Raw genomic sequence first — 17483 nt, forward strand, 5'->3', positions numbered from 1 at the left:
GGATTTCTGGCCAAACGATACAAACTCATCAAAAAAATAGCACCAGCGCTTGGCTGGTGCTAATCCTTCAAATCTGTTTAGCTAAAGATTGGCAAAATACGGTAGCTCCACCATGTTTAAGCACTCAAGTTGATTGTGAAATCGCAAGCGGTCTGTTTTATTGCAAAAAATGCAAAATAGTTATGGCAAAGTCGCCAATACCGCGTATCCGGCTTGTTGCACAGTCAAATTCAATGTGCTGTTAGCGCCGATAAAGAGTGCTTCCCCCTGCTTTAAGCGGTATATATTATCCTGCTCACTCGCTTCAATTATTCCTTCCATCACCAATAAAATTGCTGCATTCTCAATGGCTTGTGAATAAGCTTCACTTGCACCAAATGCCAAATGTTGCAACGCAAAATCTTTTGCCGCGGGTGTCGGATAAAGATAACTCTGCCCCGTTATTTGAGGCGCTGGAGCAATCAGCTGCGGCACAATTTCACAATAGTCCACTGTTTGTAGGAGTGCTGGAATATCAATATATTTTGGTGTAAGCCCACCACGAATCACATTATCTGAAGCGGCCATCAATTCAATACACTGACCGCGTAAATAAGCATGTGGCAAGCCTGCCCCTTGATAAATCCCTTCGTCTTTTTTCACATTAACAATATTAAATAAGTAAAAACAGAGTAAGCCAGCATCTAATTTCTCCTCATGGATATCCATCGCTTGCATTGCATAAAGCAGCCAGTAATCTGGCTCATGCAAAGCAATTTTCCCTGCGTTAAAGTCAGATTTTCGAGCGTGTATGATAGGTAGTAACCATTCAGCGAGTTTGGCTTGTTCAGCCAGCATAATCTGCTTGTAAAGTGCTTCTAGCCCTTGGTTTTCAAGCAATATTTTCAGCGGCTGCAAACTTGGATGGCAACTTAAATTCACCTTAATCTGCTCAATCGGCTGAAAGCCATGCAATAACCAAAAATCTGATAAGGCAATCATCATTTCTGGTTTGTGATTACGATCTTTATAAGTTCGATTTGGAGCATCCAATGCAATGCCCGCTTGATTTTCCCGTTCAAATCCTTGCTCTGCCTGGGCTTTAGTTGGGTGAAGCTGAATTGAAAGGGGTTGCTTAACATCTAAAATTTTCAATAAAAACGGTAACTCATCGCCAAATTGCTCGCGACTTTTTGTGCCAAGTAGCTCAGGATGAGCCGCTAATAACTGATCAAGCGCTAAGGAGTCTTGCCCCGCTGTAATCAACGAAGGTGATGAAGGGTGAGCACCAAGCCAATATTCTGCATAAGGTTTATGAGGCGTTTGCATAGCCAACTGTTGCCAGCAGGGAATAAAATCTGAGCCTCCCCATGCATAATGTTGATAACTCCCTTGTAGTTTAAAAATCATGCTTTTTCTCCCACATTCGCTAAAAATTTAATAATTTTTTCTGCATCTTCTTGCACTTTTAGGCGCGCAAATAACCGCTTACCATTGGTTAAATCAATCACAAATACGGGCTTATTTTTAAACTCAGCCTGATTCACCGCGCGAATTTTCTTGTAATCAATGAAAAGGGCATTCAAATAAAACCCTTGCGTTTTAAATAACCAGCGGGGCTCACGAAATAGTACGGCATACAATGCAAGTGTAATACATACCGCCAATAAGAATAGTGTTAATGAGCTTAATCCTTCAGCTAGCCCTTGTGTAGCAGTTAATAAAATTAAACCAAATAAAATCCAGCCGTCTATCGTTTGGCGCTGTAAACTTACTGCTAATTTTGTTTCGCCATTTAAGCGAGACAATAGAAATTGATCATAAATAGCATATGCTAAACAGGTAAAAATAATTAGAAAAAGAATCGTGTTTGTCATATCAAATTTGCAGATTTTTAACGAAAAAAGACCGCTTGGCATGCAAGCGGTCTAAATTGGTGGAGATTATGCAAGGATACCAGTCCAAGCACCGAAGATACCAATCGCAAAGAAACCAATGATAATCCAGAGTGCATTTACACGGTTACGTAACAACCACATACAAGCGAATGTTAATAACAATGGCAGTAAACCTGGCATTAAGCTATCTAAAATAGTTTGCACCGTTTCTACTTTCACTGAACCATCTTGCATTTGAATTTCAGCTACCTTGAATGGTACATTAATGCTTGTCCATTTCTGCACCAATGCCCCCATAATAAATAAGCCGAGAATTGATGCCCCTTCAGTCAGTTTTTGTAGTAAACCGCCACTCATGTCTTGCACCACGTCTAAGCCTTTTTTATAGCCATAGGTTACGCCATAGTAACGAGTGCCTAAACGCACTAAGTTAAATAGCAAGAAGAATAAGATTGGGCCGAGAATATTACCACTTAACGCTAAACCCGCACCTAATGCAGCAAAGACAGGGCGTGCAGTCCCCCAATAGATTGGATCACCCACACCTGCAAGCGGTCCCATTAAGCCGACTTTGATACCGTTGATTGCTGCATCATCAATCTCTTTACCATTAGCACGCTCTTCTTCCATTGCAATGGTTACACCAAGTACAGGTGCAGCAACGAATGGTTGAGTATTAAAGAATTCAAGGTGGCGTTTAATCGCATCTTTACGTTCTTGTGAATTTGGATCTGGATATAAACGTTTAATTACAGGTACCATTGAGTAAGCAAAACCAAGTGCTTGCATACGCTCAAAGTTCCACGAGCCTTGGAATAAGTTTGAACGGCGTACAACGGCATTCAAATCGCTTTGAGTTACTTTTTTGATTTCTGTTGTCATTTTAAATGCCCTCTTAGTCTAAACGGTTGTCTGCGCCGTTGTTGCTGTTTACTACTTGTACAACTTGGCTTTTGTTATATTTCGGGTGAAGTTGAATGTAGATGATTGCCATAATGGTGCCGATTACCCCTAATGCGACAAGGTTGAAATCGGTAAATGCCGCAACCACAAAACCTGCATAGAAGAATGGCATTAAGTGACCTGCACGCATCATATTGATTACCATCGCATAACCCACTACAGCAATGAAACCACCTGCAATTTTCAGACCTGTAGTTACCACATCAGGGATCGCCGCAAGCATGGTTTGAACAGTATCTGTGCCTGCAGTTAATGCAACTAATAGCGCAGGGATTGCGATACGCATCGCTTGTAATAACAATGCACCACGATGAATCCAGTCTAAACGGTTTAAGTTACCATCTTCAATTGATTTATCCGCTGCGTGTTGGAAACCAACAGTGATTGCACGCACCACATAAGTTAATACTTGACCTGCAGCAGCAAGCGGAATCGCAATTGCAATACCTGTTGAAATATCTTGACCACCTACGATAACCAAGATAGTAGAAACTACAGAAGCTAATGCTGCATCAGGAGCAAGTGCCGCACCAATGTTCATCCAGCCTAAAGCCAATAATTCTAATGAACCGCCAACAATAATGCCGGTTTTCATATCGCCTAATACGATACCAATTAAGGTACAAGCAATCAGTGGACGGTGTGTTTGCCATTCGTCAAGAATTGAACCCATACCAGAGATACAGGCAACCAAAAATACAAGTACAATTTGAATTGCAGAAATTTCCATAATAATTTCCTTAGATTAGATTTTTCGCTTTTAACAGATCCATCATATATTGACGGCTATCATTTGATACTTTACGCACATCCAGCTCAATATTCATTGCATCAATCGCTTTAAATGCAGCAATGTCTTTATCATCTACTGAAACAGCGCTAGTGATCATCTGTTTACCTTCACGGTATGCCATACCACCGATATTCACCGATTTAATATCTACACCTGCCTCAAGTAATGCAAGAACATCAGTTGGATTAGTAAAGAGTAACATCATACGCTCATCGGCATATTCAGGGTTATTCCAAACACGAATCATCTTCTGAACATCCACTACATGAGCGGTTACCCCTGGCGGTGCAACACTTTTCAGCATTTGCGTGCGCACTTTATCTTTCGCAACTTCATCGCTGACAACCACAATGCGAGAAACTCGGCTCTCTTTAGTCCAGCGAGTAGCAACCTGACCATGAATTAAACGGTCATCAATACGAGCGAGACCAACGACCAAATTACCTTCTTTTAGTGGCTGTGCAGGAGCAGTTTCTGTTGCTGCTGGCTGTGGCGCAGCTTCCGTTTTTTCTGCTGGTTGGAAGTTGAGCGAACGCACACCGCTTAACCCAGATTCCAATGCCACCTCCACTAATTCGGCAAGGGTTTCTACGTCATCACGTGCCATACAGGTATTCACCAACATTGGAATATTGACACCAGCAACGATATCCATGTTAGTTTTACCGTCAATTACACGGTTTGCGGCATTAAACGGGCTACCGCCCCACATATCTACCAAAAACAACACTTCATCGCAGTGAGCGAGTTCTGTGCTGAGTTTTTCCTGATATTTACCCATAATAGTTTCCGCATTTTCACCGGCAACAAAGTCAATGTAAGCTACATCGCTTTGCTCACCAATCAACATCTCAGTGGTTTTGAGAAGCTGCTCTGCGGCGACACCGTGGGTTGCTATGATGATAGCAATGCTCATCGTATGCTCCTTAGGATGATTAAAAACAAAAAGGATTTTCATCTCAAATAGAGTGAAATTGGAGCGAATTCTAAAACTTTCTGGGCTATGAGCAAGTTAGTTTCACTAAAAATGTGATCTGGTTCATATTTTTATGGGAAATTTCGTCAAAAATCTCTATATTTTATTTTTTTCTAACAAAAAAATTATCAAAAAATCACAAAAAAACCGCTTACAGCAAAGCACTGTAAGCGGTCATTTTTAAGTAAAAATTTACAAAATTATTTCGGCTCACCGATTGGTAATACTGTGCGACCAAAACTTTCGTTAATAATATCAGCTGCCGCTAAATAAAACGCTAAGAAAGCTGTGATTAAACCAAAGTTACCACCAATGTGAGTGATCGCTTTACTACCAGAGAAATCCCCCCAAGCAAGGAGATAGAACGTAATGGTTAAGAACAGGAAAATGGCTTGTAATGCGCGTGCTTTTGCTAAAGTACCGATAAACATCATCAACGTGAATGTTCCCCATGCAATCAAGTACCAACCCACAAAATCAGCAGATACACCTTCAGCAAAGAATACTTTAAACAGTGCGAAAGACCACCAGAATGCGCCATAGCTAGTAAATGCCGTAAAACCAAAAGTATTACCTTTGGCAAACTCAAACATCCCTGCGATCATCTGTGCCGTACCGCCAAAAGCAAAGCCCATGGCTAATACTAAGCCCACATTTTCGCCACTGAATGTGCCATTGTTAATTAAGCTTAATAAGAAAGTGGTTAAAGCAAAACCGCATAAACCGAGCGGAGCCGGGTTAGTTCCTGAATTTGGAGCTGACATTTAAAACCTCTATTTTTGTGTTCTGAGTAAGTTCCAGTATTTCTCATAAATATCGACAGCTTCGCCAACATCTGCTTGCAAAATACCTTTTTCAATTTCTTCAATCGGTGGAAAAACTAACGGATCTTCAACCGTTTCTACAGGTAAAATTGCTTTTACTGCTTCATTCGGCATTGAGAATCCCATTGTTTCGATCACCTCTTTGGCGCTTTCAGGACGCAACAAAAAGTCGATAAACTTATGTGCTGCTTCCTTGTTTTTTGCCTGTTTTGGAATTGCGTAATTATCCATCCAAACTACCGCCCCTTCTTTTGGGAAAATAAATTGAATATCTGGATTTTCGCTTTTCGCACGGTGTGCCGAACCTGTCCATTGCATTCCAACTGCCACTTCCCCCTGTAAATAAGGCATTTCTGGCGAGTCTGAATTAAACACCAACACATTTGGCACGAGTTTTTGTAAACGCTCGTAAGCGGCTTTAATTTCCGTTTCGTCTTGTGTATTTGGCGATTTGCCATCTAACAACAAAGCGATATGGAATACTTCACGCGCGTCATTCATTAGCAACACTTTGCCTTTGAATTCTTTTCTCCACAAATCGCCCCAGCTATTTAAGCTACTTGAGTCGATTTCAGCGGTATTCACTCCAATTCCAGTTAAGCCGTAAACATAAGGAAGAGAGTATTTATTTTCAGGGTCAAACGGCTTGCCCATCAATTCTTTGCTCACATTCGCAAAATTGCTTAATTTAGCATGCTCAATTTCTGCCAGCATGCCTTCTTTTGCCATTTTGCCCACATAGTAGCTTGATGGAAAAACGATGTCGTAGCCGCCACCATTAGAAAGTTTTAATTTAGAATACATTTCCTCATTGCTTTCAAAGGTGGAATAAATCACCTCAATGCCCGTTTCTTTTTGAAACTGTTCAAGCAACGATGACGGTACATATTCCGTCCAGTTATACACATAGAGTTTCTCTGCTGCTTGTGCACTTAACGCAGAAAAAGCCACCACAGTTGCCAATATTTTGGCAAAAAATGTACGACCGAATTTAACCAATTTTTTTAGTCCTTCTATCTAGAGAGTGAAAAAACGCTTTTGCAATTTTTGCAAAAAAGAGCGAAAAAACTACCGCTTTCCAGCCCGAAAACAGATAGGCTGAAAAGCGGTCAAGTATAGCGGCTTTTAGTTAAACAAGCGATTATTTTTCCGTAAAAATCTGCAAATCGTCCCAAATTTCATCAATACGTTTTACCACATCAGGATCTTTTTTAATTGGCACGCCCCATTCTCGGTTGGTTTCACCTGCCCATTTGTTGGTGGCATCAATCCCCATTTTTGAGCCAAGCCCTGCGATAGGGGAAGCGAAATCCAAGTAATCAATCGGAGTATGTTCAATCATCGTGGTATCTCGTGCAGGATCGCAACGGGTGGTAATCGCCCAAATCACATCTTTCCAATCTCGGGCGTTCACATCATCATCACACACAATCACAAATTTGGTGTACATAAACTGACGTAAAAACGACCAAACCCCCATCATCACACGCTTAGCGTGCCCTGCATACTGTTTCTTAATCGTTACCACTGCCAAGCGGTAAGAACAGCCTTCTGGCGGTAGGTAAAAATCCACAATTTCAGGGAATTGCTTTTGCAAAATCGGGATAAACACTTCATTTAACGCTTCACCTAATACCGCAGGTTCATCAGGCGGTCTGCCCGTGTAGGTGCTGTGATAAATCGGATCTTTGCGCATTGTGATATGTGTTATCGTAAACACAGGGAAGTATTCCTGCTCGTTGTAGTAGCCTGTGTGGTCGCCATAAGGGCCTTCCAATGCCGTTTCATTTGGATCAATATAGCCCTCTAACACAATTTCCGCACTGGCAGGCACTTCCAAATCATTACTTACTGATTTGACGGTTTCGGTTTTATTGCCTCGCAACAGCCCTGCAAACGCATATTCCGACAATGTATCTGGCACAGGAGTAACCGCCGCAAGAATGGTCGCAGGATCAGCCCCCAACGCCACAGACACAGGGAAAGGCTCATTCGGGTGCGTTTCTTTCCACTCTTGAAAATCTAACGCCCCTCCACGATGGGAAAGCCAACGCATAATCAATTTATTTTTGCCAATCAGCTGTTGGCGATAAATGCCTAGATTTAAACGTTTTTTGAGTGGGCCTTTGGTAATGGTGAGCCCCCACGTGACAAGTGGGGCAATATCGCCCTGCCAACAGTGCATTATCGGTAATTTGTACAAATCAACCTCATCACCAGAAAGCACGATTTGCTGACATTCCGCTTTGCCTAATACTTTACTTGGCATATTGAGAATTTGTTTCCATTGAGGCAACTGCCCAATCAGATCTTTAAATCCCTTCGGTGGCTCAGGCTCTTTCAAAAAAGCCAGTAATTTCCCCAGATCACGCAAAGAGGAAACGTCTTCCTGTCCCATACCCATTGCCACACGCTTTGGTGTACCAAACAGATTGCACAGCACAGGCATATCATAGCCCTTTGGATTTTCAAATAGTAATGCTGGTCCGCCCATACGCAATGTACGGTCAGCAATTTCGGTCATTTCCAAATAAGGATCGATTTCTTGGTAAATACGTTTAAGTTCGCCTTTTTGCTCCAGTAATGCCAAAAAATCACGTAAATTTTTGTATTTCATCCTGATACTCTTCAAATGTGAAATCTGTTCGCAGTATAACTGATTTACAAGCGCCCAGAAATCCACAAAATTTTACCAAAAGAGAAAAGACTTCAAAGCGCAATCGTTTTTAATTAAAATGGGAACGTTTTTTATTTTGACATGGAGTCATTGTGTTTACTGTGGAGCAAGCTAGTTTTGCCATTCCTGAGCGTCCCCTGCTACAGCCTATTTCACTTACCTTTGAGCAAGGCAAAATCTACGGTTTAATTGGGCACAATGGTTCAGGTAAATCTACACTGATCAAATTGCTTGCTAAGCAACAAGCGATGTCAACAGGGCAGATTTTTTTCCAAAACCGACCGCTTGCACATTGGTCAAGCCGCGAATTTGCTCGCCACGTTGCCTATCTGCCACAACATTTACCCAATGCCACCAACTTAACCGCTCGAGAACTCGTTGCGATGGGGCGTTATGCTCATCAAGGTTTATTTGGGCGAGAAAGTAATGCAGACCGCCAAGCCATTGAGCAAGCACTCGCTTTAACGCACACGGAAAAATTTGCCAATCAAAATATAGATGTTTTATCAGGCGGTGAGCGTTCTCGTGTTTGGCTAGCGATGTTGCTGGCTCAGCAGAGCCAATTTTTATTGCTCGATGAACCGCTAGCCGCATTAGACATTGCTCATCAAGTGGAAGTCATGGAACTGATTCATAAACTCAGCCGAGAACTCAATTTAGGCGTGATTATCGTCATTCACGACATCAACCTTGCTGCACGCTACTGTGATCATCTTGTTGCCTTACACAGCGGAAAGCTGCTTGCCGAAGGCAATGCCCATCAAATTGTTAATTCACCATCACTCAAAGCGATTTATGGTATTGAGTTGAATGTGATTGAACACCCACAAACCAAACGTCCAGTGAGTTTTTATTGATGTTGAAATTAAGTACAAAACAAGCTCCCCTCTTTGAAAAAGAGGGGCGGGGGGGAGATTTAAAAACACTCGCTTTCTTCGGAAATGACTTCTGCCAAATCTCCCCTAACCCCTCTTTGCTAAAGAGGGGGATCAGATCGGTGCAAATCAAGTTCATAGCGGTCGTTTTATCCTTATTCTTTGCAAATCCCCTTTTCGCCAAAATCGCCACCCTAGACTGGACGGTGGCTGAAACTTTAATTGCACTGGGGGAAAAACCAATTGCAGTGGGAAATAAGCAGAGCTATCAAGTGTGGGTACAACAGCCCAGTTTGCCCGATACAACCTACGATCTCGGCGTTCGCTTACAACCGAATTTGGAACAGCTTTTGGCGTTGAAACAACAGGGTGAAATGGTGTTTATCAATACCTCGTTTTATGCCCAAACAACCACAAACTTAAACCGATTTGGCACAGTAGAGATCGTGGATTTTTATCAGGCAGGTAATGCATGGCAGAATATTCTCACTGCGACTCGCCAAGTGGCGAAACACATTGGCAAACCCAAACAAGCCGAACAGTTGATTAACGATTTTTCGCAAAAAATAGCGGAAATCCAACCGCTTGTTCAGCCTTATCAAACTCGCCCGATAGCACTGGTGCAATTTGCAGATAGTCGTCATCTGCGAATTTATGGCAAAAATAGCCCTTTTGGTGAGGTATTAAACCAGTTAGGCTTGATGAACGCTTGGCAAACAGAGGTGAATTTTTGGGGCTTTGAAAACATTGAGATCACTCAGTTGGCAAAATTGCCGAAAAATAGCCGTTTGGTGGTGATAAAGCCTTACCCTGCCAACATTGAAACCGCATTAAAACACAATACGCTTTGGCAACAATTGCCTTTGGCAAAAGATCCGTTGATTTTACCTGCCATTTGGACCTTTGGTGGGGTACCGTCTGCACAGCGATTTGCGCAAAGTTTAGCGGACGGATTATTGAATGGTGGTGAGCAATGGTAAAAAATAAAAATGTCGGGACGCAACGCTTGCGTCTGTCATATTCGTATTTTGCGCTCGCTAGTTTAGCGATCTTACTCGTGGTATTTATCGCCCTTTTTATTTGGCTGCTTTCCGCTATTTTGCCAACCAATTCATCTTTGTTTGCCCTATTTTCCCCAAGTGAAAATCTCGATCTGCTTTTGCTACAAAACTATACCCTACCTCGTATTGCGATGGCATTGCTCGCTGGTGGGCTACTTGGTGTGGCAAGTTTGCTTTTACAGCAGATAATGAATAATCCTTTGGCTTCGGATAATACACTCGGGATCAGTGCAGGATCGCAGTTTGCACTCTTTTTAACGGCGATTTTTATGCCAAATTGGTTGGAATATGGTGCGAGCATTATCGCTTTGATTGGTGCTGGAGTGAGTTTATTGTTGGTACTCGGTTTAGCCATGCGTAAAACCCTTTCTCCCCTCTTACTCATTCTGGCAGGATTAGTGGTCAATCTCTATTTTGGCTCATTTTCTGCCTTGATGATGTTGTTTTACCCCGAAGAGAGCAGGGGACTTGCTCAATGGGGGGCGGGTTCGCTAGTGCAAGAAAGCTGGTGGGACAGTCAATTATTAGCATTGCAAGCGGTTATACCACTTGGGTTAATGATAATGTTGATTCGCCCATTTAGTCTGTTGTCGTTGAATGATAATAACGCTCAAAGTTTGGGGGTCCCAGTCGCCAAATTACGTTTAATTGGGGTCTTCATCAGTGCATTGCTTATTGCAGCGGTCGTGAGTAAAGTAGGTATGCTGGGCTTTGTTGGCTTGGCTGCGGCGACGTTAATTCGCCAACTTGGCGTACAACATTTTAAAGGGCAACTACTTGGTGCATTTTTGTTAGGTGGGCTATTACTCGCTATTACCGATCTCGGCTTGCAACTGATTGCTCACTACTATGCGATCCATTTACCTACTGGGGCGGTAACGGCACTGATCGGCACGCCGCTATTATTATGGTTGATGTTTCGTAGCCTTGCCCATACAGGGCGATTCACCGAGCAAGGGCAACGGATAACACAACGTTTTACCAAGCAAACTGCTTATGGGCTGACTGCACTTTTTATCATCACATTACTGATCGCTTTTCTATTTGGTCGCAGTACAACAGGTTGGACTTGGTCATACTCGCCAGAGTTAATCGCCCTTCGCATACCACGTATTTTAGTTGCCTTTGCTGTGGGCATATTGTTGGCGGTGGCAGGGGTTATTTTGCAACGGCTAACGCTCAATCCGATGGCAAGCCCCGAACTATTAGGGGTCTCATCGGGGACAAGTATCGGCATTTTGATCTTACTTTTTGTATCAACGAGTGAACATCAAAGCCTATTTGGATTAGCAGGCATTATTGGTGCGATTATTGCACTATTAGTGATTATGTTGATTAACCAACGTAATGGTATGTTACCCGAAAAAGTATTACTGACAGGGATTAGCCTTTCGGCATTATTTGATAGTTTACAACGCCTTGCGATTGCTAGCGGTGATTTGCGTGCATTACAGCTACTCAGCTGGACATCGGGTTCAACACAACAAGCCACGCTCTCATTTGCTTTACCGTTTTTAGGTGTTGCAATGGCATTATGGGGCATCAGTTTGCTCTTTAGCCGTTGGTTAGCATTATTCTCTTTGCAAGTCCCAACCGCACAGGCATTGGGGCTGAATATCAAACATAGCCGTTTAGTGTTAATTCTGTTTAGTGCATTATTAACGGCTCTCGCCACATTGATGATCGGGCCATTAAGTTTTATTGGTTTGCTCGTGCCGCAAATCAGCCATTTTTTAGGGGCAACACAGGTACGCAGCCAGCTGTTTATCTCTGCGTTATTAGGCGGATTGATGATGGTATTTGCCGATTTTCTTGGCAGACAAATACTCTTCCCTTATGAAATTCCAGCAGGTTTAGTGGCGACATTGATTGGGGGAACTTATTTTTTATTGATGGTGAGAAGAATTTAATAATTGATGCTGGTGCATTATGCACCAATAAATTAACCACAAAATAAAATGGGCGGACACATCGGTCCGCCCCTACAACCAAATACGACATTTAAATGACTAATTTACCTTATCATTTTCTTAACAACATTTTTAAGGACAAAAAATGAAAAAAAACTTTGCGATTTCCGCACTTTCACAAGCTATTTTTGTTGCTATTACACTGCCTGCAATGGCAAATGAAGAGATTGCCCATTTAGATGAAATTACCGTTTCTGGTGGTTCAATGTACCGTATGGGGGAAGTGCCTGTTCATCAAGCAAAATCCGCAGTGGCAATAAACCGTGAAATGCTCGATCAGCAAGCGGTGAATAAAGTGGACGAAATTGCCCGTTACCAAGCAGGTTTTGCAAATCAAATTTTTGGTGAAGATACTAATACCAACTGGTTGCGTGTACGTGGAGCAGAAGTTTCACAAGCGGTGGATGGTTTACCTACATTTAGCTATGGTTTCTTTAATCCTTATGTGAATAGTTTTGGCTTAGAAGCAGTGGAAATCACCAAAGGGGCTGATGCGATGACTTTCGGAGCTGCGCAATCTGGTGGTTTAATTAACTATGTTTCTAAACGTCCACATAAAGAACAAGTAGGGCAAGGCGAGTTAAAACTGAATATTGGTAATAATACTCAGTATGGTATTGGTGCTGATTATACAGGACAGTTTGCGGAAAATGCTCGTTATCGTTTTGTAGGTTACTATGGTGGTAAAGATGGGCAATCAGATAATACGAAAAATGAAACAATTTATATTGCGCCGAGTGTGGAATTTGATCTGACAGAGCGTACGCGCTTAACTTTGCTTGCTAATTATCAGCGTGATCACGGTATCCCGAGTTCCAATTTCTTACCACAGGAAGGCACTGTTATTGCATCGCCAAATGGTTATATTTCTCGCTCGGCAAACTTTGGTGACCCTGTAAATGATACCGAAACCAACCGCCAATATAGCGTAGGGTATGAATTTGCCCACGATTTTGCTAACGGCTTAAGCATTAATTCTCGCTATCGTTATAGCCATATTGATAATTTCCACCGAGGTTCATACATCTATCCGTCTGCTTACGATGCCACTTGGAATCTAATCACTCCAAGTGCAAATAATTATAGCGTGATTCGTGGCGTTGTCTTCAATGATGGTAAAGCGAAATCACACACCGCCGATAATCACTTAACCTGGAACGCAAATATTACTAATTGGTTCAAAAATACTTTAGTGATCGGCACTGACTATCGCTATCAAAATGTCGATGCCCGTTATACTTTATTTGGAACAACTTCAGAAGCAGATATTTCAAATCCAACAGCAGGTTATAATCAAGCACAAGATGTGAGTACAGCACCACATGTGAATCTCAAAGCTCAACAATTCGGCTTCTATCTACAAAATCAAAGCCGTTTTGCAGAGAACCTAGTGCTAGGGTTGGGCATTCGCCACGACCGTGCAAAGATTAAAGAATATCAATTAGCCGAAGAGGCAAAATATAATGAAACATCTTACTCATATTCATTGATGTATGAATCTGCTGTTGGGATTAATCCGTATCTTTCATACAGTGAAGCATTCCATATGCCCGTTGGGATAAGCGGAGTAAATAAACTCTACAGTCCACAAACAACGAAACAATATGAAGTAGGCATAAAATACCTTCCAACTTGGCTAGATGGCACAATTTCTATTGCTACTTTCCAAGCAAAAGATACAGGAGCATTAGTGTCTCGTGATAGAGGGGCAACCGTTAGCAGCGAAGATCCTATTCGTCGCCGTGGGATAGAATTACAAGCCGATGTTAATCTGACCAATAACTGGAATTTGGGCATGGCTTATACTTATCTACAAGCCTACTCACAAACACCTGTCGGAAATGTACGTCGTCCATTACTGCCCAAAAATACCTTAGCTGCTCGTACAGCTTATAACTTCTCTGGTGCCTTCGAAGGTTTAATGCTCGGAGCTGGCGTTCGCCATATTGGTTCTAGTGTAGGACAAAAAGATTATGCAATTTACCCAAGTGTGCGTGTACCAAGTGCAACAGTGGTAGATTTAATGGCACGCTACCAATTTAAAAATGGCATTGCATTACAAGTTAATGCAGATAATGTCGGAGACCGCCGTTATGTTGCAGCTTGTGATAACTACTGCTACTACGGTGCAGGACGGAACATTAATGCAAGTGTAAGTTATAAATTCTAAAACCTAAAAAAGGCTGAGCGAGCTCAGCCTTTTTGCAAATTATTGCGCATTTTCAAGCGCTTGCTTTTACTTAATGACGCCCACCTATTTTTTGAATATAGCGATTTGTAGCAATGTTTGCCGAGAGCCAGCCTAAGAAAACGCTACTCACCACAATAAGGAGCATCTCACTGGCATTGAAACCATGAATCTCAAATTTAACGGTGAACATATCCGCCACATAACGCACTACCCCAGTAAAATAACTGATCGTCATCATGCTAAATAACATTGCCAGCAAGCTACCTAAAAAGCCGTATATCATTGCCACATAAACAAACGGGCGAGAAATAAAGTAGTCGGTTGCCCCCAATAGCTGCATCACATCAATTGATGCTCGGCGATTTGCTACATCCGAACGTACGCTATTGCTAATCACCAAAAAGACGGCAAAGAACATCAGCAGCGTACAAGTAATAGCAACGCGAGCAATCAAGGTACTGAGTGCCGCCAACTTGGCTATCCAATCATTATCTAATCGCACATCTTGTACGCCTTTAATCTGTTGTAAACCATCGCGGAAAGTAATCATGTGATTGGTCGAACGAAACGCTTTTTTAGGCTTAAGTACCACTACGGCTGGCAGAGGATTATCATCTAAAATATCCAACGCATCACTTAAGGTTGCCGACCAAGCTCGAAATTCTTCCATACTTTGCTGACGAGAAATGTAGTGTAAATTTTCCATCTTCTCATTTTCAAAACGACGAATATTCTCAACCACTGCATTTACATCGTGTTCTGCTAGATTCTTGTGCAGATAGATGGTCAATTCTGGTTCAGGATAAAATTGTGATACCGCCTGAGAGGTATTTTTCCACAATAAATAACTCACGGTAGGAATCGTTAATGATACCGCAATCACGAGTACGGTAAGAAAGGTCGCAAATTTGCGTTTGAGCAGATCTTGCCAGACGGAGCGTAAAATATAACGTGTTTGCATACTCAAGAAATTCATATTCTTTCCTTACTTCAAATAGCCTTCTTCTAGCTCCAAACGTGGTTTTGGACGTTGGGCAATAATATGCGTATCGTGGGTGGCAATGAGCACCGTTGTGCCTGTTTTGTTGATCTCTTCAAATAAACGGAAAATCTCAAAGGATAAACGGTCGTCTAAATTCCCTGTTGGCTCATCAGCCAACAGTAACTGAGGGCGATGCACGATTGCTCTAGCAATATCCACTCGCTGTTGTTCACCGCCAGACAAATGCATCGGTAAAAAGTTTGCCTTATTTTCTAATCCGACAAGTTTGAGCGCCATTTTTGCTTCACGTTCTACAATAGTTTGGCTCTGTCCCATAATAATCAGCGGTAAGGCCACATTATCTAATACTGAACGATCAGTCAGTAGACTATAATTTTGATGCACCATACCAATTTGGCGACGTAAAAACGGCAGCTCGTGCTCCGTGAGGCGAGTAATATCATGCCCATTAAACACTATCTGCCCACCATTGGCACGCTCAATGCCCATAATCAATTTCAGCAACGTGGTTTTCCCCGCCCCCGAATGCCCAGTAATATATGCCATTTCTCCTTTCGGCAAATGGAAGCTAATTCCTTGTAAAGCGGGCTTTCCACCGCCTTTATAGACTTTACTCACGTTGCTAAATTTGATCATTATTTTTCATCCTCATGACTAAATAACGCTTCGATAAATTCTTCAGCATTGAATGGACGTAAATCATCAATTTTCTCACCTACACCGATATAGCGAATCGGAATATTAAATTGATCGGCAATCGCAAAAATGACACCACCTTTTGCTGTACCATCTAATTTAGTCAGCGTAATACCTGTTAGCCCTACCGCCTCATTAAACAGTTTCGCTTGGCTAATTGCATTCTGCCCAGTACCAGCATCAAGCGTCAGCATAATTTCATGTGGTGCAGTCTCATCATATTTTTTCATGACTCGCACGATTTTTTTCAGCTCATCCATCAAGTTATTTTTATTCTGCAAACGTCCTGCTGTATCCGCAATCAGCACATCAATACCTTTCGCCGCCGCCGATTGCATTGCATCGAAAATCACCGAAGCTGAATCAGCCCCAGTTGCTTGAGCAACGACAGGAATCTGATTACGCTCACCCCAAACTTGTAATTGCTCCACAGCCGCAGCGCGGAAAGTATCGCCAGCGGCAAGCATCACCGATTTGCCTTCTGCTTGGAATTTACGTGCCAGTTTGCCAATAGTTGTCGTTTTGCCCACGCCATTCACACCTACCATCAAAATCACATAAGGCTTTTTATTTTCTAGCACCAATGGCTGAGCCACAGGTTTTAATACTTCAGCTAACTCGTCTTTGAGTTTGACATAAAGTTGCTCTGCATCACGCAGTTGAGCTTTGGTAGCATGTTGAGTGAGATTATTGATGATTTTGGTAGTCGTTGGCATACCAAGGTCAGCAATTAAGAGCTGTTCCTCTAATTCTTCAAAGAGATCATCATCAATTTTTTTGCCACGGAAAAGATTGCGGAAACCAGAACCGATATTTTGTTTAGTTTTAATTAATCCTTTAATGAGGCGACTGAAAAAACCACCTTCACTTGGTTTTTCTTGGGTTTCAGGCTCATTTGATTTTGCAGAATTTTCTGAAATTTCAAGCGCTTGCTCTTCCAGTGGTTCTGTAGGGGCGTATGGCATACGCCCATTTTCATCATCAACTACATCAGTTATTTCTCGTTCGCTTGGGCGTACATTTTCCACCCCTACGTTTTCTTCGCTGGTTGTAATCTCTTCAGAAGCATTTGCAGAATTTTCTGAAATTTCAACCGCTTGCTCTTCCAGTGGTTCTGTAGGGGCGTATGGCATACGCCCATTTTCATCATCAACCAAATCGGTTGTTTCTCGTTCGCTTGGGCGTACATTTTCCGCCCCTGTGGTTTCTTCGTTGGTTGTAATCTCTTCAGAAGCATTTGCAGAATTTTCTGAAATTTCAACCGCTTGCTCTCCCAGTGGTTCTGTAGAGGCGTATGGCATACGCCCATTTTCATCATCAGCAACATCTGTGATTTCTGGCTCGCTCGGGTGGACATTTTCCGCCCCTACGGCTTCGTCTTGTGGTAAAGCAATTCCTTCACTTTCTTCCTCAATCGTTGCTACGGTTTCAGCCTGTTCTTCCTTTTTACCGAAGCCTAACCACGACCAAAAACCTTTTTTCTTCTCTTCTGCCATTTTTTTCTCTCTAAAATTAAAAATCCATTTTTCACTAAAAATGGAATACACTAAACACAATTACGCAAGAGTTTACCACTA

Annotated in this window: 15 protein-coding genes; 4 read left to right on the forward strand and 11 right to left on the reverse strand. The window is 42.2% G+C overall.

Going from position 1 to position 17483, the window contains the following annotated elements; genetic code table 11:
* Window positions 1-180 precede the first annotated feature (180 nt).
* The 8 genes from manA to ubiD all read right to left on the reverse strand — a co-directional run bounded on the left by manA (window position 181) and on the right by ubiD (window position 8050).
* Window positions 181-1389, reverse strand: coding sequence for a mannose-6-phosphate isomerase, class I (gene manA, locus EDC51_RS06675; protein WP_131928510.1), 1209 nt, complete (start codon window positions 1387-1389; stop codon window positions 181-183).
* Window positions 1386-1856 carry a DUF986 domain-containing protein gene (locus tag EDC51_RS06680; protein ID WP_170169273.1) on the reverse strand — a complete coding sequence of 157 codons (471 nt, stop codon included), beginning with the start codon at window positions 1854-1856 and terminating at the stop codon, window positions 1386-1388. The genes manA and EDC51_RS06680 overlap by 4 nt, the downstream gene beginning before the upstream one ends.
* 66 nt (window positions 1857-1922) lie before the next feature.
* Window positions 1923-2759, reverse strand: a complete 837-nt coding sequence (locus EDC51_RS06685; RefSeq protein WP_015433383.1) for a PTS mannose transporter subunit IID — start codon at window positions 2757-2759, stop codon at window positions 1923-1925.
* A 13-nt stretch (window positions 2760-2772) separates the two neighbouring features.
* Window positions 2773-3570: a PTS mannose/fructose/sorbose transporter subunit IIC gene (locus EDC51_RS06690; RefSeq protein ID WP_015433384.1), complete on the reverse strand. Its 798-nt coding sequence runs from the start codon at window positions 3568-3570 to the stop codon at window positions 2773-2775.
* 10 nt (window positions 3571-3580) lie between these two features.
* On the reverse strand, window positions 3581-4549 hold the full coding sequence (manX, locus tag EDC51_RS06695) for a PTS mannose transporter subunit IIAB (RefSeq protein WP_125135206.1): 969 nt from the start codon (window positions 4547-4549) through the stop codon (window positions 3581-3583).
* A gap of 260 nt (window positions 4550-4809) precedes the next feature.
* Window positions 4810-5373, reverse strand: a complete 564-nt coding sequence (locus tag EDC51_RS06700) for an acetate uptake transporter (RefSeq protein ID WP_025289853.1) — start codon at window positions 5371-5373, stop codon at window positions 4810-4812.
* Between the two features lie 9 nt (window positions 5374-5382).
* Window positions 5383-6432, reverse strand: a complete 1050-nt coding sequence (locus EDC51_RS06705; RefSeq protein WP_125135207.1) for an extracellular solute-binding protein — start codon at window positions 6430-6432, stop codon at window positions 5383-5385.
* A gap of 142 nt (window positions 6433-6574) precedes the next feature.
* The gene (gene ubiD / locus EDC51_RS06710; protein ID WP_131928512.1) at window positions 6575-8050 is read right to left on the reverse strand and encodes a 4-hydroxy-3-polyprenylbenzoate decarboxylase; all 1476 of its coding nucleotides are present in this window, start codon (window positions 8048-8050) and stop codon (window positions 6575-6577) included.
* Between the two features lie 152 nt (window positions 8051-8202).
* On the opposite strand from ubiD, the gene EDC51_RS06715 reads away from it, so the two are divergent.
* The 4 genes from EDC51_RS06715 to EDC51_RS06730 all read left to right on the forward strand — a co-directional run bounded on the left by EDC51_RS06715 (window position 8203) and on the right by EDC51_RS06730 (window position 14186).
* Window positions 8203-8967 carry an ABC transporter ATP-binding protein gene (locus EDC51_RS06715; RefSeq protein WP_131928513.1) on the forward strand — a complete coding sequence of 255 codons (765 nt, stop codon included), beginning with the start codon at window positions 8203-8205 and terminating at the stop codon, window positions 8965-8967.
* A gap of 140 nt (window positions 8968-9107) precedes the next feature.
* On the forward strand, window positions 9108-9965 hold the full coding sequence (locus tag EDC51_RS06720; protein ID WP_409360075.1) for an iron-siderophore ABC transporter substrate-binding protein: 858 nt from the start codon (window positions 9108-9110) through the stop codon (window positions 9963-9965).
* Window positions 9959-11956, forward strand: a complete 1998-nt coding sequence (gene fhuB / locus EDC51_RS06725) for a Fe(3+)-hydroxamate ABC transporter permease FhuB (protein ID WP_249038482.1) — start codon at window positions 9959-9961, stop codon at window positions 11954-11956. Before EDC51_RS06720 ends, fhuB begins: the two co-directional genes overlap by 7 nt.
* A gap of 145 nt (window positions 11957-12101) precedes the next feature.
* The gene (locus tag EDC51_RS06730) at window positions 12102-14186 is read left to right on the forward strand and encodes a TonB-dependent siderophore receptor (RefSeq protein ID WP_131928514.1); all 2085 of its coding nucleotides are present in this window, start codon (window positions 12102-12104) and stop codon (window positions 14184-14186) included.
* A gap of 70 nt (window positions 14187-14256) precedes the next feature.
* Here EDC51_RS06730 and ftsX read toward each other — a convergent pair whose 3' ends face one another.
* The 3 genes from ftsX to ftsY are packed head-to-tail and all read right to left on the reverse strand — an operon-like array spanning window position 14257 to window position 17402.
* The gene (gene ftsX, locus EDC51_RS06735; protein ID WP_131928515.1) at window positions 14257-15183 is read right to left on the reverse strand and encodes a permease-like cell division protein FtsX; all 927 of its coding nucleotides are present in this window, start codon (window positions 15181-15183) and stop codon (window positions 14257-14259) included.
* 9 nt (window positions 15184-15192) lie between these two features.
* Window positions 15193-15846, reverse strand: a complete 654-nt coding sequence (ftsE, locus tag EDC51_RS06740) for a cell division ATP-binding protein FtsE (RefSeq protein WP_015433394.1) — start codon at window positions 15844-15846, stop codon at window positions 15193-15195.
* Entirely contained in the window at window positions 15846-17402 is a 1557-nt protein-coding gene (ftsY, locus tag EDC51_RS06745) for a signal recognition particle-docking protein FtsY (protein ID WP_131928516.1), read from the reverse strand. Before ftsY ends, ftsE begins: the two co-directional genes overlap by 1 nt.
* Window positions 17403-17483: the final 81 nt, after the last annotated feature.

The sequence above is a fragment of the Bibersteinia trehalosi genome, assembly GCF_004346205.1.
In the GTDB taxonomy this organism is placed as follows: Bacteria; Pseudomonadota; Gammaproteobacteria; order Enterobacterales; family Pasteurellaceae; genus Bibersteinia; species Bibersteinia trehalosi.